The organism is Kribbella sp. NPDC050241 (assembly GCF_044459685.1).
Lineage (GTDB): Bacteria > Actinomycetota > Actinomycetes > Propionibacteriales > Kribbellaceae > Kribbella.
In genome coordinates, this window is record NZ_JBITJE010000005.1 from 22509 (window position 1) to 46153 (window position 23645).

General features: G+C 67.5%; 27 protein-coding genes. 12 read left to right on the top strand and 15 right to left on the bottom strand.

What is annotated here, in order from left to right:
• The first annotated feature begins 9 nt into the window (after positions 1 to 9).
• Positions 10 to 243 carry a peptidylprolyl isomerase gene (locus ACIBG5_RS23685; RefSeq protein ID WP_396393654.1) on the top strand — a complete coding sequence of 78 codons (234 nt, stop codon included), beginning with the start codon at positions 10 to 12 and terminating at the stop codon, positions 241 to 243.
• Here ACIBG5_RS23685 and ACIBG5_RS23690 read toward each other — a convergent pair whose 3' ends face one another.
• A complete protein-coding gene (locus ACIBG5_RS23690; RefSeq protein ID WP_396393655.1) occupies positions 244 to 849 on the bottom strand; it encodes a hypothetical protein in 606 nt (201 codons plus the stop codon).
• A gap of 31 nt (positions 850 to 880) precedes the next feature.
• Complete coding sequence (locus ACIBG5_RS23695; RefSeq protein ID WP_396393656.1) at positions 881 to 1345, bottom strand: MarR family winged helix-turn-helix transcriptional regulator; 465 nt, start codon at positions 1343 to 1345, stop codon at positions 881 to 883.
• 62 nt (positions 1346 to 1407) lie between these two features.
• Between ACIBG5_RS23695 and ACIBG5_RS23700 the strand changes: the two genes are divergently transcribed.
• From ACIBG5_RS23700 to ACIBG5_RS23715, 4 genes are all read left to right on the top strand, one after another.
• The gene (locus ACIBG5_RS23700; RefSeq protein WP_396393657.1) at positions 1408 to 2268 is read left to right on the top strand and encodes a sulfurtransferase; all 861 of its coding nucleotides are present in this window, start codon (positions 1408 to 1410) and stop codon (positions 2266 to 2268) included.
• A 92-nt stretch (positions 2269 to 2360) separates the two neighbouring features.
• Entirely contained in the window at positions 2361 to 2594 is a 234-nt protein-coding gene (locus tag ACIBG5_RS23705) for a hypothetical protein (protein WP_396393658.1), read from the top strand.
• 13 nt (positions 2595 to 2607) lie between these two features.
• Positions 2608 to 2871, top strand: a complete 264-nt coding sequence (locus ACIBG5_RS23710) for a hypothetical protein (RefSeq protein WP_396393659.1) — start codon at positions 2608 to 2610, stop codon at positions 2869 to 2871.
• A complete protein-coding gene (locus ACIBG5_RS23715; protein WP_396393660.1) occupies positions 2871 to 4271 on the top strand; it encodes an amidase in 1401 nt (466 codons plus the stop codon). Before ACIBG5_RS23710 ends, ACIBG5_RS23715 begins: the two co-directional genes overlap by 1 nt.
• Here the strand turns inward: ACIBG5_RS23715 and ACIBG5_RS23720 are convergent.
• A complete protein-coding gene (locus ACIBG5_RS23720) occupies positions 4236 to 5276 on the bottom strand; it encodes an HAD-IIA family hydrolase (RefSeq protein ID WP_396393661.1) in 1041 nt (346 codons plus the stop codon). The genes ACIBG5_RS23715 and ACIBG5_RS23720 overlap by 36 nt on opposite strands.
• Positions 5273 to 6139 carry a class I fructose-bisphosphate aldolase gene (locus ACIBG5_RS23725; RefSeq protein WP_396393662.1) on the bottom strand — a complete coding sequence of 289 codons (867 nt, stop codon included), beginning with the start codon at positions 6137 to 6139 and terminating at the stop codon, positions 5273 to 5275. The genes ACIBG5_RS23720 and ACIBG5_RS23725 overlap by 4 nt, the downstream gene beginning before the upstream one ends.
• A 197-nt stretch (positions 6140 to 6336) precedes the next feature.
• On the opposite strand from ACIBG5_RS23725, the gene ACIBG5_RS23730 reads away from it, so the two are divergent.
• From ACIBG5_RS23730 to gap, 3 genes are read left to right on the top strand one after another with little or no spacing between them, the layout of a single operon-like run.
• Positions 6337 to 7413: a class 1 fructose-bisphosphatase gene (locus ACIBG5_RS23730; RefSeq protein WP_396393663.1), complete on the top strand. Its 1077-nt coding sequence runs from the start codon at positions 6337 to 6339 to the stop codon at positions 7411 to 7413.
• Between the two features lie 12 nt (positions 7414 to 7425).
• A complete protein-coding gene (locus ACIBG5_RS23735) occupies positions 7426 to 8301 on the top strand; it encodes a phosphoribulokinase (RefSeq protein ID WP_396393664.1) in 876 nt (291 codons plus the stop codon).
• 34 nt (positions 8302 to 8335) lie between these two features.
• Positions 8336 to 9343, top strand: a complete 1008-nt coding sequence (gene gap, locus ACIBG5_RS23740) for a type I glyceraldehyde-3-phosphate dehydrogenase (RefSeq protein ID WP_396393665.1) — start codon at positions 8336 to 8338, stop codon at positions 9341 to 9343.
• A gap of 48 nt (positions 9344 to 9391) precedes the next feature.
• Here the strand turns inward: gap and ACIBG5_RS23745 are convergent, their stop codons facing one another.
• The 5 genes from ACIBG5_RS23745 to ACIBG5_RS23765 form a co-directional block, all read right to left on the bottom strand.
• On the bottom strand, positions 9392 to 10096 hold the full coding sequence (locus ACIBG5_RS23745; protein WP_396393666.1) for an HAD family hydrolase: 705 nt from the start codon (positions 10094 to 10096) through the stop codon (positions 9392 to 9394).
• 21 nt (positions 10097 to 10117) lie between these two features.
• Positions 10118 to 10783, bottom strand: coding sequence for a glycerophosphodiester phosphodiesterase (locus ACIBG5_RS23750; protein WP_396394161.1), 666 nt, complete (start codon positions 10781 to 10783; stop codon positions 10118 to 10120).
• Between the two features lie 41 nt (positions 10784 to 10824).
• Complete coding sequence (locus ACIBG5_RS23755; protein ID WP_396393667.1) at positions 10825 to 12171, bottom strand: ABC transporter substrate-binding protein; 1347 nt, start codon at positions 12169 to 12171, stop codon at positions 10825 to 10827.
• 77 nt (positions 12172 to 12248) lie between these two features.
• A complete protein-coding gene (locus tag ACIBG5_RS23760; protein WP_396393668.1) occupies positions 12249 to 13109 on the bottom strand; it encodes a carbohydrate ABC transporter permease in 861 nt (286 codons plus the stop codon).
• Entirely contained in the window at positions 13106 to 14065 is a 960-nt protein-coding gene (locus ACIBG5_RS23765) for a carbohydrate ABC transporter permease (protein WP_396393669.1), read from the bottom strand. Before ACIBG5_RS23765 ends, ACIBG5_RS23760 begins: the two co-directional genes overlap by 4 nt.
• A 188-nt stretch (positions 14066 to 14253) precedes the next feature.
• On the opposite strand from ACIBG5_RS23765, the gene ACIBG5_RS23770 reads away from it, so the two are divergent.
• A complete protein-coding gene (locus tag ACIBG5_RS23770; RefSeq protein WP_396393670.1) occupies positions 14254 to 15246 on the top strand; it encodes a sugar-binding transcriptional regulator in 993 nt (330 codons plus the stop codon).
• A gap of 112 nt (positions 15247 to 15358) precedes the next feature.
• Here ACIBG5_RS23770 and ACIBG5_RS23775 read toward each other — a convergent pair whose 3' ends face one another.
• From ACIBG5_RS23775 to ACIBG5_RS23795, 5 genes are read right to left on the bottom strand one after another with little or no spacing between them, the layout of a single operon-like run.
• Positions 15359 to 16126 (bottom strand): CbtA family protein, encoded by a 768-nt coding sequence (locus ACIBG5_RS23775; RefSeq protein WP_396393671.1) that lies wholly within the window; start codon positions 16124 to 16126, stop codon positions 15359 to 15361.
• 10 nt (positions 16127 to 16136) lie between these two features.
• Positions 16137 to 16319: a CbtB-domain containing protein gene (locus ACIBG5_RS23780; RefSeq protein ID WP_396393672.1), complete on the bottom strand. Its 183-nt coding sequence runs from the start codon at positions 16317 to 16319 to the stop codon at positions 16137 to 16139.
• Positions 16316 to 17497 (bottom strand): MSMEG_0565 family glycosyltransferase, encoded by a 1182-nt coding sequence (locus ACIBG5_RS23785; protein WP_396393673.1) that lies wholly within the window; start codon positions 17495 to 17497, stop codon positions 16316 to 16318. The genes ACIBG5_RS23780 and ACIBG5_RS23785 overlap by 4 nt, the downstream gene beginning before the upstream one ends.
• A gap of 12 nt (positions 17498 to 17509) precedes the next feature.
• Entirely contained in the window at positions 17510 to 19039 is a 1530-nt protein-coding gene (locus tag ACIBG5_RS23790) for a hypothetical protein (RefSeq protein WP_396393674.1), read from the bottom strand.
• Positions 19036 to 20046 carry a carbamate kinase gene (locus tag ACIBG5_RS23795; protein WP_396393675.1) on the bottom strand — a complete coding sequence of 337 codons (1011 nt, stop codon included), beginning with the start codon at positions 20044 to 20046 and terminating at the stop codon, positions 19036 to 19038. The genes ACIBG5_RS23790 and ACIBG5_RS23795 overlap by 4 nt, the downstream gene beginning before the upstream one ends.
• Positions 20047 to 20165: 119 nt before the next feature.
• On the opposite strand from ACIBG5_RS23795, the gene ACIBG5_RS23800 reads away from it, so the two are divergent.
• The 3 genes from ACIBG5_RS23800 to ACIBG5_RS23810 all read left to right on the top strand — a co-directional run bounded on the left by ACIBG5_RS23800 (position 20166) and on the right by ACIBG5_RS23810 (position 22606).
• The gene (locus tag ACIBG5_RS23800) at positions 20166 to 20822 is read left to right on the top strand and encodes a hypothetical protein (protein WP_396393676.1); all 657 of its coding nucleotides are present in this window, start codon (positions 20166 to 20168) and stop codon (positions 20820 to 20822) included.
• An 87-nt stretch (positions 20823 to 20909) separates the two neighbouring features.
• Complete coding sequence (locus tag ACIBG5_RS23805; RefSeq protein WP_396393677.1) at positions 20910 to 22073, top strand: MSMEG_0568 family radical SAM protein; 1164 nt, start codon at positions 20910 to 20912, stop codon at positions 22071 to 22073.
• Positions 22070 to 22606: an MSMEG_0567/Sll0786 family nitrogen starvation N-acetyltransferase gene (locus tag ACIBG5_RS23810; RefSeq protein ID WP_396393678.1), complete on the top strand. Its 537-nt coding sequence runs from the start codon at positions 22070 to 22072 to the stop codon at positions 22604 to 22606. The genes ACIBG5_RS23805 and ACIBG5_RS23810 overlap by 4 nt, the downstream gene beginning before the upstream one ends.
• Here ACIBG5_RS23810 and ACIBG5_RS23815 read toward each other — a convergent pair.
• Positions 22603 to 23583 carry an AIR synthase related protein gene (locus tag ACIBG5_RS23815; RefSeq protein WP_396393679.1) on the bottom strand — a complete coding sequence of 327 codons (981 nt, stop codon included), beginning with the start codon at positions 23581 to 23583 and terminating at the stop codon, positions 22603 to 22605. The genes ACIBG5_RS23810 and ACIBG5_RS23815 overlap by 4 nt on opposite strands.
• Between the last annotated feature and the right edge of the window lie 62 nt (positions 23584 to 23645).

Genomic DNA, 23645 nt, shown 5'->3' on the forward strand with positions numbered 1-23645 from the left:
GGATTGACCATGGCCAACGCCGGCCCGGACACGAACGGCAGCCAGTTCTTCCTCGTGTTCGCGGACTCGCGGCTGCGCCCGGACTACACCGTTTTCGGGTCCGTGGACCGGCTCGGCCTGAAGGTCCTGGATCGGGTCGCGGCCGGCGGCGTCGTACCGACCCCGGAGGACCCGGCGCCGGTCGACGGTGCGCCTCAGCGTAAGACCGACATCCTGGTCGCCCGGTCGCTCGGCGTCAGGTAGTCAGCTCAGGCCGATGCCCACGGCTTCGCCGCCGTCCTCGACCAGGGCGGCGGCGACCAGCCGCGCGTTGGCCGTGAGTTCCTCGTCGGGGATCTTCGGCAGCATGTCGTCCCAGGCCGCGATCATCGCCCCGCGGAGCTGCATCATCCCGGCCGGCCGCGCCAGGAACCACAGATGGAAGTGCTCGCTCCCGTCACCCCACCGGCTGAAATGCGTCCGCCCCACGCCATCGATCTGCCGGATCGCGTTCGCCACCCGCTGGATCAGCGGCCCCAGCGTCGCGGTCAGCTCCGGCGGCAGGTTGTCCAGCCGGTAGTGTTCGTGCGGCTCCAGAATCGCTACGAACGGCAGCCCACCCGCCGCGAAGGTCTTCAACTGCCACTGCTCGTCTCGCCAGATCGCGAACCGATCCGGATCCGCACACTTCGGACACGGCTCGCCGCCCTCCTCACCCCGCCGCGGCGGCTCCGGCAACACCGGATCGGCCAGCGGGACGACCTGGAGATCTCCCTCGAACGGGAAGAACGGCCCACCCAGCAAGGGCTCGGCTGACATGCGCTCGCCGTACGGAAGGCGGCGGTGGTACTCGGACGGAAGCTCGGTCATCCCCGCATTGTGCCCGACCGGCAGGACCGGGTCAGCTGGGTTCCTTCGCGGCCGCGATGACCCGGGTCAGGCGTTCGTGGAGCTGCATCAGCTCGTCGACGTCCATGCCCAGGCGGTCGACGATTGCCGGTGGCACCTTCAGCGCCTCCTTGCGAAGGTCCCGCCCTTTCTCCGTCAGGGAGACGGCGAGTGAACGCTCATCCCTGGTGTCCCGATCCCGGCGCAACAGGCCCGCGCTCTCGAGACGTTTGAGCAGCGGGGACAGCGTCGCCGGCTCGAGCTGCAGCATCCCGGACAGGTCCTTGACCGAGACCGGCTCGAACTCCCAGAGCGCCAGCATGACGAGGTACTGCGGGTGCGTCAGCCCCATCGGCTCGAGGACGGGCCGGTAGAGCGCGATGACGCTGCGCGCGGCGATCGCCAGCGCGAAGCAGACCTGGTGCTCGAGCGCCAGCGGGTTCTCGAGGTCGGTCTGTCTCATCTGTCGTTCGGCCACACCGTGAGTGTACCAATCTTGCGTACGCTAATGGTTAGTACACTAACTAATGAGGAGGAACGATGGCCCGAGAGCACGTGCTGGTCGATGGCGACTGGCTCGAGAAGCAGCTGGACGATCCCGCCGTGGTGGTCTTCGAGGTGGACGAGAACAGTGGGGCGCACGCCGCTCGGCACATCCCGGGTGCGCTCGCCCTCGACTGGCGGATCGATCTTCAGGACCCGCTCCGACGCGACCTGATCGGCCAGGACGCGTTCGAGCAGCTGTTGACCACGCACCAGGTCACGCCGGACGACACGGTGATCCTGTACGGCGGGGACAACAACTGGTTCGCGGCGTACGCCTACTGGTACTTCAAGCTCTACGGTCATCGCGACGTACGCCTGCTCGACGGTGGCACCAAGCGCTGGGAGCTCGACGGGCGGCCGCTGACCGATGCGGAGACCGTACGTCGGCGTACTCCGCGCCCGGCCGCCTACCGCGCACAGCCCGCCGACGGAAGCCTGCGGGCCTACCGGGACGACGTCATCGCCGCCATCGGCAGGGACAGCATTCTCGACGTCCGGTCGCCGGCTGAGTTCTCCGGCGAGATCCTGGCCCCGGCGCACTTTCCGCAGGAGCAGCCTCAGGTTCCGGGCCATGTTCCCGGCGCGGTCAACGTGCCGTGGTCGCAGGCCGTGGCCGACGACGGCACCTTCCGCACCGATGCACAGCTTCGCGACCTGTACGCCGGCGCCGGACTCGCGCTGGCCGGACCCGGCGGCGAGCCTGCCTCCGACATCGTCGTCTACTGCCGGATCGGCGAGCGCAGCGCACACAGCTGGTTCGTGCTGCACGAGCTGCTGGACCAGCCGTCGGTCAAGAACTACGACGGTTCCTGGGTCGAGTACGGCTCTCTGATCGGTGTGCCGGTCGAGGTGTGACGATCCCCTCGCGGCCGTTGCAGACCTCTGCAACGGCCGTGCAACAGGGCAGCGGACCATCTCCTCACGACCCCCACAGGCCAGGAGATCCGATGAACCGCACCAGCGAAGGCCACTGGAAGCGAGACGTCATCACCGCCTTGTGCCGGCAGCTCTACGCCCTCGCGAAGCGCGAGGAGGAGGCTGCGGCGGACGAGGCCGCGCGTACGCCGTACTGGGCGTCGCTCCCGGCATCGGTCGAGGCACATCGGAGCGCGGCCCGGATGCTGCGGGCCGATGCCGACCGCCTCGAGCTCGAGACCCGGCCCTGGGGCGTTCCGATCTGAGGAGGTGAGTCCCGTGTTGATCGAGAGCTCAGAAGTGGATGAGGTGGTGCTGGCCTGCGAGTCGTCGGAGTGTGACGGCCGGCAAGGCGAGCACGAGTCCGAGACCGTGGCGTACTGGGAGACGCCGGACTCCGGCACGCTGGTCACCCGGACGTCCTGCCGGCGGTGCAGCCTGGCGACGATCATCCGGCGATGGGTCGGCCCGGCCCGTCCGGAATCCCACGACTGCGGCTACTACACCGGCGCGTCGGGCTCCTGCTCCTACTGCAGCTGGTGATGACAGCTGCGTGGCCGGACCTGGCCACACTCCGGCGCGACCAGGTCTCCGGCGACGTCACCTCTGTTGCCCTGGTCAACGAGTGTCTGAACCGGATCGCCGAGCTCGACTCGCGGCTGGGCGCCGTACTGGCGCTCAACCCGCTGGCAACGACGGACGCGGCCGCCGCGGACGAGCACCTGACACGAACAGGCGAGGTCCTCGGTCCGCTGCACGGGATCCCGATCCTGGTGAAGGACGTGTTCGAGACGCGCGGGATCCCGACGAGTTTCGGTTGCCACGCCTTCCGCGACTACCTTCCGGAGGCCGACGCCGAAGCTGTACGGCGACTCCGGGCCGCCGGCGCGATCATTCTCGGCAAGACCGCGACCCCGGACTTCGCGATGTCGTGGTTGTTCGACTCGTCCATCGGCGTCCGGACCGTCAACGGCCGGTCGCCGCTGCACGATGCAGGGGGCTCCAGCAGCGGGTCGGCGGTCGCGGTCGCGGCCGGACTCGTGCCGGCCGCACTCGGGTCCGACACGGGCGGATCCGTGCGAGTCCCGGCCTCCTTCAACGGGGTGGTCGGAATGCGGCCGACCCCTGGCCTGGTGCCGGCCCACGGGCTGTCCGCGTTGGTGTCGATGCAGGACACCCCAGGTCCACTGACCAGCTGTGTCGACGATGCCGAGCTCCTCCTGGCCGTGCTCTCCGACGGGCGATTGCCGGTGAGCGAACCGACGCGACCGCTGGAGAGCTACCGGCTGGGTCACCTCCTCCGGCCGGACGGTCCGGTCGGGTGGGACGGCTCGGACCAGGTCTCGACAGTGTTCGGCAAAGCACTCGCACGACTCGGCGTCCCGGTTGCCGACGTCGAGGTGCCGGCGCTCGAAGGGTTGCTGCGGGACAGCTCGCCGTACGTCGTTGCGGCGCGAGCGGACCTCGACGCCTTCCTCGCTTCGCGGCCGGCGCTTCGGGGCAGGTCCTTCACCGAGCTGTACGACGAGGGGGTCTTCCCCGAAGAGCTGGATCTTGCCGAGCTGCTCGCGACCCGCTCGTCACCCAGTGTTCGGGGTCGCGTGGAACTGCTGGCCGGGCGGCGTCGGCTGCGCGAAGCGATGGTCAATGTGATGACCAGCCGCGGCCTCGACGCACTCGTGTACCCGACGGTTCGCGTGCCTGCGCCGCGGCGGGACCGGGACCGGCTCCGACTGCCGAGCCGCGCGCTGCCCGTCAACACCTTGGTGGCGTCCCAGGCCGATCTGCCGGCGTTGACGCTGCCGGTGGGCAGAACGGACGAGGGCCTGCCGGTCGGCCTCGAGCTGCTCGGACTCCCGGCCAGGGATGCGGGCTTGCTGCGCCTGGCGCGGCTGGTGGAGCGGGCCTCAGACGCCCAGCCGGCGTTCGAGTGCCGCCCATGAGGCGCTGTCCGCGACGAGCGGGAGTTCGTGGTCGCGCGCGTGCCACGCGGCCGAGACGATTGCCTGGAGCAACCGATGTCGCGCGACCGGACGTCGTACCGACAGCACGCCCTCGGGTGACAGCTCGACGGCGTCGTCGGGTCCGGGCCGCCGGCACAGTCCCGGTTGGAGCAGACCCGACAGGTCGAATCCGAAGTACGTCGGTCGCGCGTTGTCCTCGGCGAAGGCCAGGTCGCGCAGGGTGCTGGCGCCGCCCAGCACGAACATCGAGTCCACGCCGGCCGCGCCGGCCCCGGCGATGTCGGTGTCCAGGCGATCGCCGACCATGATGGTTTCGGAACGATCGGAGCCGAGTCGGGAACGGGCGAGGTCGAACAGCGCCGTACCGGGCTTGCCCGTCACGTGCGGGGCAGCCGGCGTCGTCGTCTGCACCGCGCCGACGAAGGCGCCGTTGCCCGGCGACAGTCCGCGTGAGGTCGGCACCGTCGCGTCGAGGTTCGTGGCGACCCAGATCGCGCCTGCCTGAACCAGGTACGCGACCTCGGCCAGGTCGCGCCAGGTCACGTCCTGCCCTGCTCCCTGGACAACCGCGTCGACTGTCTGCCCGTCGGCGAGCTCGGTGACCCGAAGTGGTGTCAGACCTGCCTCGGTGAGTGCCTCAGGTACGCCGGGTCCACCGACGGCGAAGACCGGCGCTCCTGGCCGGAGCCGTTCGGCCAGGTACGCCGCAGCCGCCTGTGAACTGGTGACGACGGACCAGCCTTCGTCGCTGAGCCCCAACTCGCGCAGATGCTCGCGAGCAGCGGCGGGGGAGCGGGACGCGTTGTTGGTCGCGAACACCACTGGCACCTGGCCGGCGATCATCGCGTTCAGACTCGGAACCGCACCCGGCACTGCCTGTGCACCGCGGTACACCACACCGTCGAGATCGCAGATCACCCCGCGGTACTTCGCCAGTACCGGCTGGGATCTGTCGATGACGGCTGTGTCGTGGAGATGGCTCACGAAGCGGCTCCGCCGGACACCAGCGCGGCGGCCACGGCCTCGCTGGCCTGCCTGCAGTTGTCGAGCAGTACGCGCTCATAGTCGGCGCCACGGCTCCAGGCCTCCGCGGCCGCGGAGATCAGCGGGCGTGAGAATCCGAAGGTCACTCGCCACGGTTGGCCCGGAACCGAGGCGATGGCCTCCAGGTGCGCGCAGGCTCGGTCGAGAGGTTGCCCGCCGGAAAGCAGCAGTACGCCGGGGGTCTGTGCCGGAACACCCTTCTCCAGCAGGGCCACGGTCCTTCGAGCGACCTGCTCGGAGTCCGCCGGCACCGGGTTCGTGAGTCCGGGCACGACCATGTTGATCCGCAGCAACAGGTGGTGCGGATCGACGCCGACCCGGTCGAGCTCGGCGCGGAGGGCGAGCAGCGCGTTGGTCGTGACGGCCTGGGTGACACCGATGCTGGACGCGCCGAGCTCCGGCATGGCGATCGTGAGGACGGGAAGGATTCCCTTGGCCTGCGCCGCCGCCGCGCCCAGCGCCAGCGTCTCGACACCGACGTGGACAGAGCCGCGCGGAACGTCAAGCGGTGAAAGGTTCTCGCGCCACTCGACGAACGACGCGCCCGCTGGTACGTCGGCCTCCGCCGACGTCATGCGCACACCAATCAGTGGCGCGGCCTCCGTCGTCCCGAGCGCGGTGAACGTCCCAGGAGTCAGCAGCACCGCGGAGACGTAGTTGCTCAGGCCTTCCGTCCGCAGAACCGCCTCAGCGAAGAAGTGAGCCTGGTCGGCGCCGACGAGAGCCTCGGCGTACTCGTCTACGACCAGCATTCCCTTGGGTGGTGCCAGGATCGCGGCGGCGGTCTCGTCCATCGTGGGCATTTCGGCCTCCCTGCAACGAATGTACGGCGTTGCATCGACGCTAAGTGGCTGTGCGCACGATCGATTCACCCGCGGGGCTGAGTGTGTGGGTGATCCGGCGTACGACTCCCACCCCCGCGGTCACCCCTCGGGTGGATGCCGCGTGGCGGAGGCAATGGTGTGCTCGGGGCAGCCCACCCCTGCCGCGAGGAGTGCCCATGCTGACCGAACGCCAGACGCTGACCCAGTTCCTGACCGAGGACCGTCGTCGTCACCCCGGTGCGAGCGAGGAGGTCGACTCGCTGATCCTCGACGTCGCGCTGGCCTGCAAGGCAATCTCGAAGCGGGTCGCGTCCGGTGCGCTGGCCGGCGTACTCGGCGCTGCCGGGGCCACCAACGTGCAGGGCGAGCAGCAGCAGAAGCTCGACGTACTGGCCAATGAAATCTTCGTGCGCACCAACGAGTGGGGCGGTCTCGTCGCGGGCATGGCGTCCGAGGAGCTCGAGGCGCCGTACCAGATCCCGGCGCACCATCCGCGCGGCAACTGCCTGCTCGTGTTCGACCCGCTCGACGGATCCTCCAACATCGACGTCAACGTCTCGGTCGGGAGCATCTTCTCGATCCTGGCCGCTCCCGTCACCGGCCCCGACGTCCAGGTCGCCGACTTCCTCCAGCCCGGAACCGAACAGGTCGCCGGCGGCTACGCGATCTACGGTCCGTCGACCGTTCTGGTGCTCACCGTCGGAACCGGCGTGCACGCCTTCACGCTGGACCCGGGTCTGGGGGAGTTCTTCCTGACCCGCCAGGACATCAAGGTGCCGGAGGCAACGGCCGAGTTCGCGGTCAACACCTCGAACCGCCGGTTCTGGGAGCCGGCCGTGCAGCGCTACATCGACGAGTGCCTGGCCGGCACGACGGGTCCGCGGCAGAAGGACTTCAACATGCGCTGGGTCGCCTCGCTGGTGGCCGAGACGCACCGGATCCTGACCCGTGGCGGCGTGTTCCTGTACCCGCGCGACTCCAAGGACCCCGCACAGGAAGGCCGGCTGCGGCTGCTCTACGAGGCGAACCCGATCGCCTTCCTGATCGAGCAGGCCGGCGGCCGCGCGATCACCGGACGCGAACGCGTACTCGAGGTCACGCCCACGCAGCTGCACCAGCGGATCGGGCTGATCTTCGGATCGCGCGAGGAGGTCGACCGGATCGAGCGGTACCACGCCGTGTCCGGCGGCGACCCCGAGCAGCAGGGCAATCCGTTGTACGGCTTCCGCGGTCTGTACCGCGCCACCGCCTGAGGAGTTGGTCCCATGTCAGCCAAGCACCCCGTCGTCGCGATCACCGGCTCGTCCGGAGCCGGCACCACCTCGGTGATGCGGACCTTCGAGCAGATCTTCCGGCGCGAGCAGGTGAACGCCGCCTTCGTGGAGGGCGACAGTTTCCACCGCTACGACCGGATGGGGATGAAGGACGAGATGACCCGGGCGTTCGCCGAGGGGGATCACACCTTCAGCCACTTCGGTCCCGACGCCAACCTCTTCGAAGAGCTGGAAGGGCTGTTCCGGCAGTACGGCGAGAGCGGCGGTGGCCGCGTCCGCAGGTACCTCCACGACGAGCAGGAGGCAGCGCCGTACGCGCAGGATCCCGGGACGTTCACACCCTGGGCCGAGCTCCCCGGTGCTACGGATCTGTTGTTCTACGAGGGTTTGCACGGCGCGGTGGTCACCGAGAAGGTCGACGTCGCGCAGCACGCCGACCTGCTGATCGGCGTCGTGCCGGTGATCAACCTGGAGTGGACCCAGAAACTGCATCGGGACAAGGACAAGCGCGGCTACTCGACCGAGGCCGTGACGGAGACGATCCTGCGGCGGATGCACGACTACGTGAACTACATGTGCCCGCAGTTCTCCCGTACGCACGTGAACTTCCAGCGGGTGCCGGTGGTCGACACGTCCAATCCGTTCATCGCGCGGACGATCCCGACGCCGGACGAGTCGATGCTCGTGATCCGGTTCAAGGACCCCCGCGGGATCGATTTCCCTTACCTGCTGTCGATGCTGCACGACTCGTTCATGTCGCGCCCGAACACCATCGTCTGCCCCGGCGGAAAGATGGATCTGGCCATGCAGCTGATCTTCACCCCGATGCTCTGGCGCCTGCTCGACCGCCAGGCCAAGACCCGCTGATCCCTGTTCCCCGAGGTTCTGGAGGCTCCCTTTCATGACTGTTCGTGTCGGTATCAACGGCTTCGGCCGGATCGGCCGCAACTTCTACCGTGCCGTCCGTGCTTGCGGGGCCGACATCGAGATCGTCGGCGTCAACGACCTGACCGACCGGTCGACGCTGGCGCACCTGCTGAAGTACGACTCGATCCTCGGCCGGCTGGACGCCGACGTCCGGTCGACCGACGCCGCGATCGTCGTCGGCGACGCGTCGATCGTCGCCCTGGCCGAACGCGATCCCGGGAAGCTGCCGTGGAAGGACCTCGGGGTCGACCTGGTGGTCGAGTCGACCGGCTTCTTCACCGACGCGAACCTGGCCCGCGCGCACGTCGACAGCGGCGGCGCCCGGAAGGTGATCATCTCGGCACCCGCCTCCAACAACGACGTCACGATCGTCATGGGCGTCAACCACGACCAGTACGACGCCGCAGCGCACACGGTGATCTCGAACGCCTCCTGCACCACGAACTGCCTCGCGCCGATGGCCAAGGTCCTGCACGAAGGGCTCGGGATCACCAAGGGCCTGATGACCACGATCCACGCCTACACCGCCGACCAGAACCTGCAGGACAACATCCACCAGGACCTGCGCCGGGCACGGGCTGCCGCGATCAACGTCGTACCGACGTCGACCGGGGCTGCGAAGGCCATCGGGCTGGTGCTGCCCGAGCTGAAGGGAAAGCTGGACGGGTACGCGATCCGGGTGCCGGTGCCGACCGGATCGGCGACGGACCTGACCTTCGACGCGGCGCGGGACACCTCCGTCGAGGAGGTGAACGAGATCGTCCAGGCGGCGGCCGAGGGAGATCTCAAGGGCTACCTTCGCTACTCCACCGACCCGATCGTCTCGTCCGACATCGTCACCGATCCGGCGTCCTGCGTCTTCGATGCTCCGCTGACCAAGGTGATCGGCAACCAGGTCAAGGTTGTCGGTTGGTACGACAACGAGTGGGGTTACTCCAACCGGCTCGCCGACCTCGTCGCCCACGTCGGCGCGAGCCTCTGAGCCGACGCCAACCAGCGACGACGACGTACGAGTACGACGGCTCACCCTTTAGTCATCACTTTGGCGGCGCGGGCCATGACCGGCCGGCCTGGTTGGTGATGCCACCAGCATGCTCAACCAATCGACGGTGATCGAGGACAAGGGAGCGATGGTGGCACCGTGTCCTTCGGGGAGAGTCCGTGGGTCCTCTGGGACGGCGACAACCACACATCCAGCAGCGGCAGCTGACGCGATGCCGTTCTGCGAATCCTCGATCGCGACGGCGTTGTGCACGTTCACTCCGAGTCTGGACGCCGCAGTCAGGTACGACTCCGGATGGGGCTTGGGGTATGCGACCTCGTCACCGCACAGCACTAGGTCGAAGGTATCCGGTGGAAGCTGTGCGAGGACGACGTCGACCAGCACCCGATAGCTCCCGGTCACCAATGCGGTGGGGATCCCGTGGGAACGTACGCCGGCGACCAGCTCACGGGCCGCCGGGCGCCAAGGAACACCGACTGAGAAGAGTTCCTGTGTCCGGTCGAGCAGCCACTTCGCCAAGCGTTGGTCGTCGCCGTCGACCCCGATGTCGTCTTGGATGATGCGGACGGTGTTGAGCAGGTTGCTGCCGACGATCCGGAGCCGTGCCTGCGGAGACAAGGTGCCGCCTAGCTTGCTCGCCAGGTCCTGAAGGCTGACGTCCCAGATGCGTTCGCTGTCGAACAAGGTTCCGTCCATGTCGAACAGGACCGCTTGGAGGGCTGGTTGGTTCAAGATCGGGTCTCCTCGTGAGGTTCATGGGACGGGAACGGATCCGGTACTGGGCCGGATGACTCGAGCCGGGTGATCGGTGGTGACACCGTCTGCGCCCCAGGCGATGGCTCGGTCGACTTCAGTTCGGGTCGGCGCCGGCCAGAGGCAGTACTCCAGCCCTTTGTCGTGGGCCTGCTTGATGAGCTCCGGACTGCTTCCCTGCCATCCGACCCCGACCCACTGGGTACCGATGGCGAGTGCCTGCTCCAGCAGTTCTTCGGACCCGGTCTCGGACAACAGTGCGCAGCGTAGGTCGCCGAAGGCCTCGGCGAGGGGTTCAAGCCTCTCGGCGTGGAAACTGATCGGCTGGATCTGCTGTCGCAATTCCGCGCGGTCGGCCAACTGGCGGCGCAGTGGCTCGACCACCGCGTCGGTTTTGATCTCCGCCAGGATCGTGATGTCCAGGGCTTCGATCGCTTCTTCGAGGGTGGGGATGTGCTCGCCGTTGCCGGCGTCCAGGCGTTGCAGTTCGGCGAGACTGAGTTCATCGACTGCGCCGTGACCGTTGGTTGTGCGGTCGACTGTCGGGTCGTGAATGAGGACGATGTGACCGTCTTTGGTGAGGCGCAGGTCGAGTTCGACCTCGTCCACGCCGTCCTGGACAGCGCGAAGGTAGGAGGGGATTGTGTTCTCGGGCATGTAGCCCATGGCGCCGCGGTGACCGGTGATGCGAAACGGTGCCACCGGTGTCAGCCCTCGTCTCCGGCGAGCTTGTCGTACTTCGGTTTGATCTTCTCCGCGCCGGCCTTGAGCTGCTCTGCGACGCCGTCCAGCACCTGTTGGGCCGGCTGATTGTCGCCGTAGATCTTCTGCAGCCCCCCGTAGATGATGGGTGAAGCGTTCTGCACGTAGGCGTCGACCTCATCGAGCTGGCCGGCCTGCGCCAACTGGGCGATGGCCACGCCGCGGTTGGGGTCCTTCTTCAGCGCGGTCTGGTATTCGGACCGACTCACTGCCTCCTTCACGACCGGTAGGTAACCGGTGCCCAATGACCAGGTTGCGGCCGATTCTGGTGAGGAGAGGAACTTGATCACTTCCCAGGCGGCTTCCTTGCGCTCCTTGGGTATGCCCTTGAAGATCGAAAGCCCGCCGCCGCCCGTGGGTACTCCATGGGTGACTTGTTCGGGCAGTGGGCTGACGCCGACCTCGAACTTGGCTGCCTCGTAGGTGCCGGCCAACGCCCCGGTCGAGTTCATGTAGGTGCCGACGAGGCCGTTGTTGAAGTTCGTCCCATAATCACGGGAGAGGACGGCCATCTTGTCGTCGAAGATCAGCTTTCGCATCCAGTCGGCACACTCGACGGCGCCGTCCTTGTTGATGGTGACGTCGAGGCCCTTGGAGATGCGTCCGCCGAACTGCCACACGCTGGCTTCGAATTCCCAGCTGTCACCACCGGACAGTTCGGTCACCTTCACGGGCTTGCCGGCGGCCTTCTGCTGGATCAGCGCAGGTCCCCACTCCCGCAGTTCTGTCCAGGTCTCAGGTCCGCGGTCGGGTAGTCCGGCCTTGGCGAACAGATCCTTGTTGTAGTATATGATCGGTGTGCTGCGGGCGAACGAGATCCAGTACAGCTTGTTCTTGATCACGCCGGCGTCGAACAGGTTCGGGTAGAACGACGCTGTGAACGCGTCGTCGACGTAGCTGTCGAGCTCTTCGAGCGTTTCGTTGAGGAAGAAGACCTGCCAGGCAGTCTGACCGAACGCCATGATGTCGGGGACGGCCTTCGCTCGCAAAGCGGCGGTGACCTTGGAAGTGGCGTCGAAGTAGTTCCCTTGGAACTGTGCTTGGGCGTAGATGTCGTTCTGTGAGTCGTTGAACTTGTTGATCAGCTCGTTCAGAACGTTGCCCGGCTTCCCGTTCCACGAGCTCCACAGGACGACCTTCTGACCGCGTTTGCGGTACTTCTCCGGCACCTTGACGTCGACTGCAGCGAACCCGCCCCCTGCTCCGCCGCCACCGCCACCTGAGCAGGCCGCAAGAGCAGGAGCTGCGAGAGCGCCGGCGCCGGCCAGTTGGAGCAGTGAGCGTCTGCTCAACCCGGTCCCAAGGCTGAGGGGGGAGTTGTTTCCGGACATGTGATGTGGTCCTTCCAGCTGTGACGGCAATGAGTGGGTCAGCCCTTGATCGCGCCGCCGGAGAATCCGGCGACGATGTAGCGCTGTGCCAGGAGGAAGACGATGATCATGGGTGCGGCGACCATGACGGTGCCGGCCATGATGGCGCCCCAGTCGTTGTAGCCCTCCTGGGATTTCAGGTAGAGCAGGCCGACCGGCAAGGTGCGCATCTGGGTTGTCGTGGTGATGATCAGTGGCCAGATGAAGTCGTTCCATACTTCGATGACCGAGATCAGCGTGACGGTGATCATCATCGGCCGAGACATGGGCACGACCAGTTGGAGAAGGATCCGTAGGTGGCCGGCTCCGTCGACGCTGGCGGCCTCGAACACCTCGCGCGGGAGGCTCATCATCTGTTGGCGTAACAAGAACATTCCGAACGCTGATCCGGCCCCAGGGATGATGAGCCCCGCGTAGGTGTCGACCCAGCCGAGGTGGGAGGCGGTCAGATAGTTGGGCAGTAACGTGATCGTGCCCGGGGTCATCAGTGCGCCGAGCAGCAGGAAGAAGATGCCCCGCTTGAAGGGAAACGGCAGGAACGTGAAGGCGTAGGCGGAGCCGGTTGCCAACAGCATCTTGATGGTGGTTCCGATGACGGTGACGACAATCGAGTTGATGAAGAAGGATCCGAACGGCGCGTCGTGCCAGGCGTTGGCAAAGTTCGACCAGTGCAGGTGCTGCGGGATCCATTGGAGTGGGAAGCGGTAGATCTCGCCGCTGGGTTTGACCGCTGAGCTGAGCAGCCAGTACAGCGGCATGATGAAGACAGCAGCGATCAGCACCAGTAGTGCGTAGATGACGATCTGTCTGGAGACTGCTCTGCCGGCGATGTCTCGCCGTGCTGAGGTGTTGGCGCTCACTGGTAGGTCACCTTCCGCTCGGCGAATCGGGTCATCAGGAAGGTGATCGCCAGCAGGATGATCAGCATGACCACTGCCGCGGCAGCTGCCAGGCCGGCATCGGATGCCTGGAATGCCTTCTGGTAGATGAACCAGCTCAAGGTCGTCGAAGAGATGCCTGGACCGCCCCCGGTCATGATGGCGGTGACGTCATAGGCCTGGAAGGTGCCGATGACCGATGTCACGACCAGGAAGTAGGTGACCGGGGACAGCAGCGGCACAGTGACGTAGCGGAAGCGCGACCAGCCACCCGCACCGTCCAGCGTCGCGGCCTCGAACAGGTCACTGGGGAGGTTCTGCATGCCGGCGACGTAGATGATCGCGCAGAAGCCGATTCCCTTCCAGAGGTACACCATCACGAGGGCATAGAGCGAATAGTGAGAGCTGGTCGTCCACTGAGGTGAGGTGATCCCCAGTGGCTCCAGGACTGCGCGCAGCAGGCCGAAGCTCGGGTCGAGGATGAACAGCCAGAGTGTGGCGATCGCAGCCCCGGAGACGATGTGTGGTGCGAAGCTGACCGTTCGCACCAGACCACGGCCGATGAGTCGCTGGTTGAGGACCAAGGCCGTTGCCAGTCCCCCGACAACGGCACCGACAACGATCAGTGCCACGAACTTGAACGTGTTGAGCAGCACCTGGGCGAAGTCGGAGCTGGTGAACAGCTCGCGGTACTCCGCCGGACCGGCCCAGGTCGGACTCGGAGAGATCATGTCCCACGAGGTGAAGCTCAGATAGAGGTTGTAGATCACCGGCCAGTACGAGAAGACCAGGATGAGTGCGAGGTTCGGTCCGACCAACGCCGCGAAGAGAAAGTACTCCTTGCCGTGCCGCTGTAAGGCACGTTTCCAGTGCGGAGCAGCCTTCGCGGTTGCCGACGCTGTGACCGTGCCAGTTCGGCCGGCCAGAATGCCGGTCACGGCGCTGCCGCCGGTCGAGGTCGCCGCCGGCAGCGCGTGCCGGCGATCAGGGGGTGTCGTTCCATGCGAAGAGCCTCTCGGTATCGCTCATCTGATCGGTCCAGTGGAAGCGAGTGGACATCGAATTAAGGCACTCGCGGCGCCCGCCTGACAATGACTCGAATCAATATGAGGTCTAGAGTGCTCACATGAGCGATACCGGCGATGGTGCTGACCTGCAGAAGATTGACGGCCGGCGACTACGCGGCAAACAGAGCCAGATGCTGTTGATGGCTGCGGTGGCGAGGCGCTACTACCTCCAGGAGCGTTCTCGCGTGCAGATCGCGGAGGAACTCGGCCTGTCCCGGTTCCAGGTCGGCCGGCTGCTGGAACGGTCTCGGGAGACTGGCTTGGTCCGGATCGAGATCGGCCTGCCCGATGACTTGGAGATGGATCTGTCCGTCCAGTTGCAGGATCGCTTCGGACTGCGGTACTGCGCCGTGACCCAGGCGCCGGCCGACTCTCCGGAGTTGTTGCGGGGCATCGTCGGGCAAGCCGCAACCTCGCTGCTGCAAGAGATCGTGACCGATCGCGACGTCGTGGGCATTTCATCTACCCGCACGCTGATGGGACTCCCAGATCCTCCGGGTGGATTCAGCAGGTGCGCTGTCGTGCAGATCACCGGCGCGGTGTCGCGAATCGACGCGTGGGACGTGATGGAAGCCGTACGTCGGTTCACGCGGGCCGGTGGGGGACCGGCCTACCTCTACTACGCGCCGATGGTGTGTCCGAGTGAGTCAGGTCCGGAAATCTATCGGAAGCAACCCGACTTCGTGCGCTGCCAACAGCTGTTTCGTGAGTTGACAGTCTGCGCCATCGGCATCGGCGCGTGGGGCGATGGACTGTCGACGGTCTATGAGGCAGCGTCGGCACGCGACCGGGAAACTGCTCGAGAGCTGGGGGTGTGTGCAGAGGTCGTCGGACACCTCCTGGATGATCAAGGCCGCAAAGTGCAGACGCCGCTCGACAAAAGGATGATCGGCATCTCCGAAGCCGAGCTGCGTTCCGTGCCCACGCGGATCGGTATCGCCTTCGACGTACGCAAGAGTGACGCCGTTCGAGCCGCGCTGACATCTGGACTGATCAACGGGATCGTCATTGATCACGACCTGGCTGAGGCTGTGCTCCTCGGCGCCCCATGACACGGATCCCGACCGTGACGTGGCCAGCAGGTTGCCTCGGGCAAGGATCGGTTGCTGAAGCAGTGGGTGACGAGTCGGGCGAAGGTAAGTCCCTCCCCGGCATTGACGTTGTTCAGCGACCGTTCAGGACCCGGTGAGTGCGGTCGTACGCCGTGGCGCTGTGATGCGCCCGGGCCAGCAGCGTGCCGGTCACCAGACCCAAGGTGGTCCAGAGAACGGCCAGCGTGCCGAGTGACCTGAGCCGGAACTGCCAGACCAGGCCGGCCCCGACGTCAGTGGGAATCGCGTCGGGGCCGGCCGGCAGTCCGGCGAAGAGGACGACGCAACCGGCGGCCACTACGCCGACGATGCTCCAGGAGAGGCGAGTGGTCGACCACCCGCGCCGCCGGGCGGCGCGGACGACGGCGAGCAGCGCTGTGACCGTCAGCGCCGCGATGGCGATTGCGCAGCCGTAGAGGAGCGTGCGTTCGGTGACCGTGTCCGGGTCGCCGACGGCCGGCGGGTTGGCGGGGTACTTGAGGCCGGGGGCGAGGGCGAAGATCGTGAAGCCACCTCCGGCCACGACCAGCGCGCTGGTCAGGTCGCTGAGCTTCGACGACCGGCGGAAGCGGCTCAGGGCGACGGCGTACAGCACGGACAGCAGGAGGGCGGCGACGATCACCGCGATCGCTCCGCCGACCTGCTGAAGGCTGCGCGAGACGAGCTCGGCCTCATGCGTATGTTCGCCCTGCGCGTGGTCGGCGGCGGCGCGGCTCTCCTCCACCTCCAGGGCGAGCCGGACGGTCGGTTCGACGACCACGAAGCTGAAGACCGCGGCGACCCCACCCGCCGCGAGTCCGCCGGCGAGTGAGGCACGAAAGGTTGACGGCCAGAGGTTCATCGCGGCGTCCCTAGTGGCAGGGCACGCCGAGAATGTGGCGTCCGTCGTGGGTGAACTCGTGGACGTACGGCGCGACGGTGGACAGCACCGCACCGTTGTCCTGGAGCATGAGATACAAGGCGATCAACGACAGTACGGCGATCAGATACGCCCAGACCGGGATGCGCTCGGCCGTCGTGGTCACATTGCTCATGTGTCGGGCTCTCCTTCGGTGTGTGATGAGAGTGCTCGGCGATAGACCTCGAGGTGTTGCTCGGCAGTGCCGGACCACGGGTACGCCGCGGCGACGGCCGGCCCGCGCCGGGCCAGCCGGTGCCGGGTTGCTTCGTCGTCGACCAGTCGCGCCAGACCCTGTGCGAGTGAAGCCGCATCACCCGCGCCGGTCATCAGTGCGTCCTGCTCGTCGGTCAGGAACTCGTGGAAGACGTCGATGTCGGACGTGACGACGGGGAGTCCGGCGGCCATCGCCTCCAGGACCACCAGACCCCAGCCCTCCTTCATCGAGGGGAACGCGAAGCCGTCCGCGGCGCCGAACCACTCCGGCAGCTCCTCGTCGGAGACGGTGCCGAGCAGTACGACGTCCGTACCGAGCCGCAGCCCGCTCGGCTCGAGCGAGTCGAGCACCGTCTCGCGGTAGGCCCGGTAGTCCTGGAAGGAATGACCGCCGATGATCGCCAGCATCGGCGGATTCGGGTGCGTCGCCTTCAGCCGGGCCAAGGCCTCGACGAGATAGGCGGTGCCCTTGCGCGGCTCGATGCCACCCACGGTCAGATAGACGAAACGGTCGCCGGCGTTGATCCGCTGACGCAGCTCCTTGCGACGCAGCTCGCTGACGCCGGCGCCGAACCGGTCGGTGCGGACGCCGTTGGTGACGATGCGCGCCTCGACTCCGTAGTCGCGCAGCAGGAGGCCCTGCCAGAGCTTGCTGACCACGAGTACGTCGTCCGGCTCGAGGATCGCGTTGCGCTGGCAGTCCATCAGCGCCTGTGTGGTGAAGTCGTCGACGTGGTGGACCGTGCGGATCAGCCGGAACGGCGTACCCGCGTCCCGGACCCGAGCGGCGGCCCGGGCCGAGATGCAGTCCTGGCTGTGCACGATGTCGAACTGGTCGCCGATCTCGGTGAGGAAGTCGGTCAGCGTCGCGATCGACTGGAACACCCGCTCCTCCAGCGTCGGCGCCGGTGGCGGCGCATCGACCAGCCGTACCGGTACGTCGACCTCCCGGAAGAAGCCCTTGCCCTGATCGGACAGCGCGATCACGGTGACGTCGACCCCGGCGGCCTGCAGTGCTTCCGCAAGCTCCAGCGTGTGCACGACACCACCGCGTGGTTTCACCGAGTACGTCGTGAGTGCGAGGCGTAAGCGATCCACCGCAGCCACCGCCTACAGCTCCGCCGCAACCAGAGCGGGGTCGCGCAGTGCGATCGCGGACGCGGCGAGCGCCGCCCGGGCAGCCGTCTCGGTGACGATGCATCCGGCTCGGCGCAGCGTCTCCTGCTGGGACGCGAACCCCTGCGGGTCGAGCTCGGTGCCGAGCACATAGGCGACGACGATCGCGCCGGAGCCGGTCACCTTCTCGATTGCGGGCGCCAGCATGCCGGCCGGATCGTCGTGCGCGCCATCGCCGATCACGACGTCGAGGAGAACCGCGGCGACACCGTCGTCGTCGACCTGACGCTCCAGGAACTCGATCCGGGCCTGCGGATCGATCATCGGGTGCGGCCGGCCCACCGTGTACTCCTCCTCGCCGAGGTCGAGGAACAGATGCGAGTCGGGCTTCGCCGAGTCGACGGTGAGCGACTTGTCCAGCGGGACGTTCGAGTGGATCGGCCCCAGGTGATCGGTGGCGATCGTCAGAGCCTCGTAGCAGAGCGTTCCGCCGCTGTAGAGACCGACGACCTTGCGTCGCGTCGGTGCCAGCCCGGTGATCAAACTTGCTACCTGCTCAGCCGTCCCCTGAACCAGGTCCGGAGTGGATCCGCCGACCAGAGCGATCGTCTCGGCGGCGCCTCGTTCGAGGGTGTTGACCACTGTCACGTGGTCGGGAGTGGAGAGGCTGTCCCGCAGGCCCATCAGCGCGGCGACCGTGGGCTTGGACGGCACCTTCAGCAGCCGTTCTGCGACCTCACGGGACGGCGGCTTCGACACCAGCAGGATCGCCTGCGTCCGCTCGTCCGCGTCGAGCGCGCGCAGCGCGGACTCGGCCATCAGGCCGCCGACCTCGGGAGACAGGTCGCGGCCGCCCACGCCGATGACGTGCGAGACGCCGATTCCCCAGCGGTCCAGCAGGCTCATCACCTCTTGCGCGCCGGTCCCCGCGGCGGCAACGATGCCGACCGGTCCGGCGCTGACCCGGTTCGCGAACCCGAGTCCGGCGCCGGCGATCATCGCCGTACCGGCACCGGGACCCATCACCAGCCGGCCGAGGTCGCGGGCGCGTTGCTTGAGCTCGATCTCCTCCTGCAGCGGAACGTTGTCGCTGAAGAGCAGCACGTTCAGACCAGCCGTCAACGCCTTGTGGGTCTCCAGAGCGGCGTACGAGCCCGGCACCGAGATGATCGCGACGTTCGCGTCCGGCCTCTCGGCCAGCGCCTCGCCCAGATCGGTCGCGTTCGGTACGTCGCCGTCCGCCTCCTGCGCTGTCGCGGCGAAGAGTGTCTCCGAGGCCGTCTCGAGCGCTGCCGTTGCCGAGTCGTCGTCCTCGGCCCGGACGGCCAGGACGAGATCGTTGGCCGCCGCGCCCTCCACATCGCCGGCGATGCCTTGCTCCGCAAGGGTCTCGAGGTTGGCGGGGGTGGCCATCAGGGCCCAGCCCCAGGACACTCCGGGCGATCCGAGGATCGCGCGGGTGGCCTCGAGGAGGCGCACGCTGTCCTTGTAGGAGTTCTTGCGTACGGCGACGCGGGTGCTCATCCGACCAGCTCCTTGGTGGTGGCAGGGATGGGGACGTCCTCGGTCAGGATCCGAGTGCCACGGGTGCCCTCGACGATTCCGTGCGGCTCGTCGAGGGTCGCGTAGACGAGTTCAGGGGTGGTGATGGCCGCGAAGCGCGGCCGCTCGACCGAGGCCGAGCCTTCGACGAACTTGATCGCGGCGCTCATCTTCGGACCCATGCTCCCGGGCGGGAACTGCCCGTCGGCCAGATGGCGGCGGGCCTCGGTCACGGTCAGTTGCTCGACGGACCGCTCCTGCGGCGTACCGAAGTCGAGCTTCACCGATGGGACACCGGTGACCATGACGAGTGCGGTCGCGTTCGCCGCGACGGCGATCCGCTCGGCGGCGAAGTCCTTGTCGATGACCGCGTCGACGCCGCGGTAGGCGCCGTTCTCCTCGACTACCGGGATGCCGCCACCGCCCGCAGCGACGACGATGTGACCCGACTGGGTCAGCGCCGCGACGGCGTTCGCCTCGAGGATCGCCTGCGGGGTGGGGGAGGGAACGACCCGGCGGAAGCCGCGGCCCGCGTCCGAGACCATGGTCCAGCCGCGCGTGGCCGCGAACTGCTCTGCCTCGGCCTGCCCGAAGAACGGCCCGATCGGCTTGCTGGGGGCGGCGAACGCGGGGTCGTCGCGGTCGACGACGATATGCGTGACGACGGAGACCGCGCCGGAGATCTCTCGGCCGCACACCTCGTGCAGGGCCAGGCAGATCAGGCTTCCCAGTGCTCCCTGGGTCATCGCGCCGAGGGAGTACAGCGGCTGCGCCGGCACCAGCCGGGCACCTTCCTCGTGCTGGATCGCCAGGTTCCCGACCTGCGGCCCGTTCCCGTGCACGATGATGATCTGCCAGCCCTTGCGCAACAGCGAGCGAACGGACTTGGCCATCGCCAGCGCGTTCGAGTACTGCTCGTCCAAGGTGCCCCGCTGGTCCTCGCGGGTGAGTGCGTTGCCACCGAGGGCGATGACCGCGATGTCGCTCATAGATCCGGCTCCCACTGTCGTGCACGTCAGCTGTGCGTCCGCCTCGTTCGGATGGCACAACATAGCAGATGGACGTGTCGTATAGTAGACATCGGGGCGACCGACCAGGGAGAACTGCGATGACTGACGAGATGACCGCCCGTGCGCTCCGATCCTCCTGGCGAGCCTCGGAACAGAGCCTGTACTCGATCGGTGGCGGCGACGTCGAGCGCTATCAGCTCGCGGTCCGGCTGGTCCGCGCGATCGTCGACGAGCTGGGTGGCGTCGGGTCGACCGACGAGCTGGTCGACCGCTGGCCGCAGGCCGGGGAGATCGTGGCCGGCGCATTGGAGGGCACGGGTCTCACGCTCGGCGCACTGCCGTTGGATCAGGTCGCGGGTGCGGCCTTCGCGCTGCGTCACGCCGCCCTGCAGGCCGAAGAGACCAGGCGAGCCAGGACCGAGCTGATCGCCGCGGCGAGGGCTGACGGTGCCGACTGGGTCGTCCTGCATGAGACCGGTGATCTGCTGGCCGGATTCGCGGATCCCTACGGCTCCACCCGGATGCATCTCGGGTCCGGTCTCGCGATCGTCGCCGCGGTGCAGCCGGATCTGACCACGGGGGTGGCGGTTCGCACTCTGACGGTCGTCCGGCTCGACCCGCGCACCGGCGACCTCGTCGACGACGATCCCGGCATCGCGGACCTCCAGTACTCCGACAGTGCGTCGTTCCGCAGCGGAGAGGCCGCGCTGCGTGAGGTCGTGGAGGAGACGGCCGCGGCCGAACGTATCGGATGATAGACGAATGTATCGGTCAGGAGATACGGTAGGTCAATTGCGCTCCGCGAACCCTCGGCCACGTCGACACGCTCGGAAGGACCTCCCGTGACCCAGACGGCACAGACCCGCACCCCCATCGCCACCGTCGACGACGGCAGTCGGCTGAGTGACCTGATTCTCGAGCTCCAGGAGAAGGGGCTCACGGTCAGCGGCCCGCTGGAGCGCAGGCCGGGCGGTGCCGGGCCCTCGGACGCGGGCATGATCTGGGTCGAGGGCACGCCTGTCACGGTTCCGGTCGACGCCGCGTACGTCGCCAACACGCCGTACTCGCTCGAGGCGGAGGACTCCGGGCACGGGATCTACCGCGACGGGGTGCGGCTGGCTTCCGCGACACCGGCTGGGCGGCCGCGCTTCTACGACCTGGAGACCGCGGACGGTACGCCGTACTGGAAGCTCGCGCTGATGCATCTGGACTCGCTGGCGAGCACCGTTCTGCAGACCTGTGCGTACTGGGGCAACGACGACCAGTGCAAGTTCTGTGGCATCGGCGTCTCGCTCGCATCGGGTAACACGGTCAAGGTGAAGCGGCCCGAGCAGCTCGCCGAGGTCGCGGTCGCCGCCCGCGACCTCGACGGTGCCGTGGACATCACGCTCACCACCGGATCGACCTGGGGCAAGGACCGCGGCGCGTACTACGTCAGCAAGTGTGGCCACGCGATGAAGGAGGCCTCCGGGTTGCCGGTGGAGGTGCAGTTCGAGCCGCCGACCGATCTGGCCGTCATCGACAAGGTGCACAGTCTGGGCATCGACTCGCTCGGCATCCATGTCGAGTCGTTCGATCCGCAGGTGCTGGCCAGGGTCGCTCCGCCGAAGGCCCGTACCGGTATCGAGCGCTACTTCGAGACCTGGGAGTACGCCGTCGAGCGGTTCGGCGAAGGCCAGGTGTCGACGTACGTCATCCTCGGCATGGGCGAGGATCCCGAGGTCACCCTGGCCGGCTGCAAGCGGGCGATCGACATCGGGGTCTACCCGTTCATCGTGCCGCTGCGCCCGGTGCCGGGGAGCCTGATGGCCGACTCCGTCCCGCCGAGCCGCGCCTACACCGAGAGCATCGCCCGGGTGGTGGCGCCCGAACTGGTCAAGCGAGGACTGACCGCGGACAAGGTCTCGGCCGGTTGCGCGCGGTGTCAGGCGTGTTCGGCGCTGGGATCCCTCGAGCGAACCATCCAGCTGGGTATGCCCGGCCTGCCGGTGCGAAGCGCATCATGACCACGCGGTCGGCCGAGATCGGCGTCTGGCGGGCTCTCGACCGTGATCTGGCCAAGCACTATGCGATCCGGCAGCGGGTCTTCGTGCTCGAACAGCGGATCATGGAGTTCACAGACCTCGATCCGCACGACCGGGACACCGGCACCATCCATGTGCTCGCCGCCCAGGGGTCCTGTGCGGCAGGCACTGTGCGGCTGTATCCGCTGGACGGCGAGCTGTGGCAGGGCGACCGGCTGGCCGTCCTTGCCTCGCACCGGTCGTCGATGGTCGGGGCCGAGCTCGTTCGCTTCGCGGTCGCGACGGCCGGCGGGCTGGGCGGTGCGCAGATGCTCGCGCAGATTCAATTGCCCAACGTGCGCTTCTTCGAACGTCTCGGCTGGACGCGTGCGGGCGCGGCAGCGCCGTACTGCGGGCTACCTCATCAGCCGATGGTCTACGACCTGACGCAGGCGCCGGTCACCACCTGGCCAGGCCGACCGGACGAGCTCGTCCTCGAGCCGCTCGCCGAAGTACAGGACCTGCGCGCCGGCTAGGCCCACAGGCCGGTGATCGTCTCGGTGGCCAGGTCCATCAGGGTCGCCTTGCGGCCGCCGGATCCGATCGTCAGCAGACTCGTCTCGGTCACCTCACCCACCTGCGCGCAGACCAGGTCGTGGGCCTCGAACACCGCCGCACAATCCGCTGCGCGCTCGGCCGGAGTGGTCAGCCAGAACGCGTACGTCGGGAAGGCGATCAGCCAGCGCAACGGGTCGGTGTCGGCCGGGACGGGCATCCGGTCCAGGTCGATGTGGGCGCCGTGGCGGGTGAACTCCAGGAGCATGGCCAGCGAACCGAGCGCGCCGGCCATCGATACGTCCTTGGCCGCCACGGCCAGGCCGTCGTCGGCCACCTGGGCGAGCAGCCGGACATCGCGGGCCAGGGTCTCGGCCTGCTCCTCGATCGAGGTGAAGAACGGGAAGTCCGGCCGCATCGTGCCGTTCAGGCACGCCGCGAACATGACTGCCTGACCCGGTCGTACATGGGCCATCGAGAGCGGTGACCGCACCTGTCCGAGGGCGAACGCCGACAGTGAGGTGTCGGTCTCGGCCCGGGTCAGGTGGCCTCCGACGATCGGTACGTCGTACATCCTCGCGGCGTCGGACATGCCGCGGAACACCTCGGAGACCTCGGCGTCGCGGCCGATCACCGTGTTCACGATCGCCTTCGGAACGCCGCCCATCGCGGCGACATCGTTGACGTTGGCAAGCACACTGGCGACGCCCGCGCCGTACGGGTCGGACCGTACGAAGGGTGGCGAGATCGCCTCGCCGCAGACGACGGCACGTGCTCCGTCGAGCTTCACCACGGCACCGTCGTCACCCGGGCCGTGGAGGGGATCGCCGGTGTCGACGAAGCCGGACACCTGGGCGATCGCGCCCTTCCCGGATACCCCCGCGTGCTGACGGACGACCGCCACCACCTCGTCCACTGCTGGCGCCGGCTGGATGCTGGTGAGGGTTGGCTCGGTCATGGTTCGTATCCTATAATAAACGTCCATATCGGTCGAGAGATATCCGCTCCGGCTGTCATCCC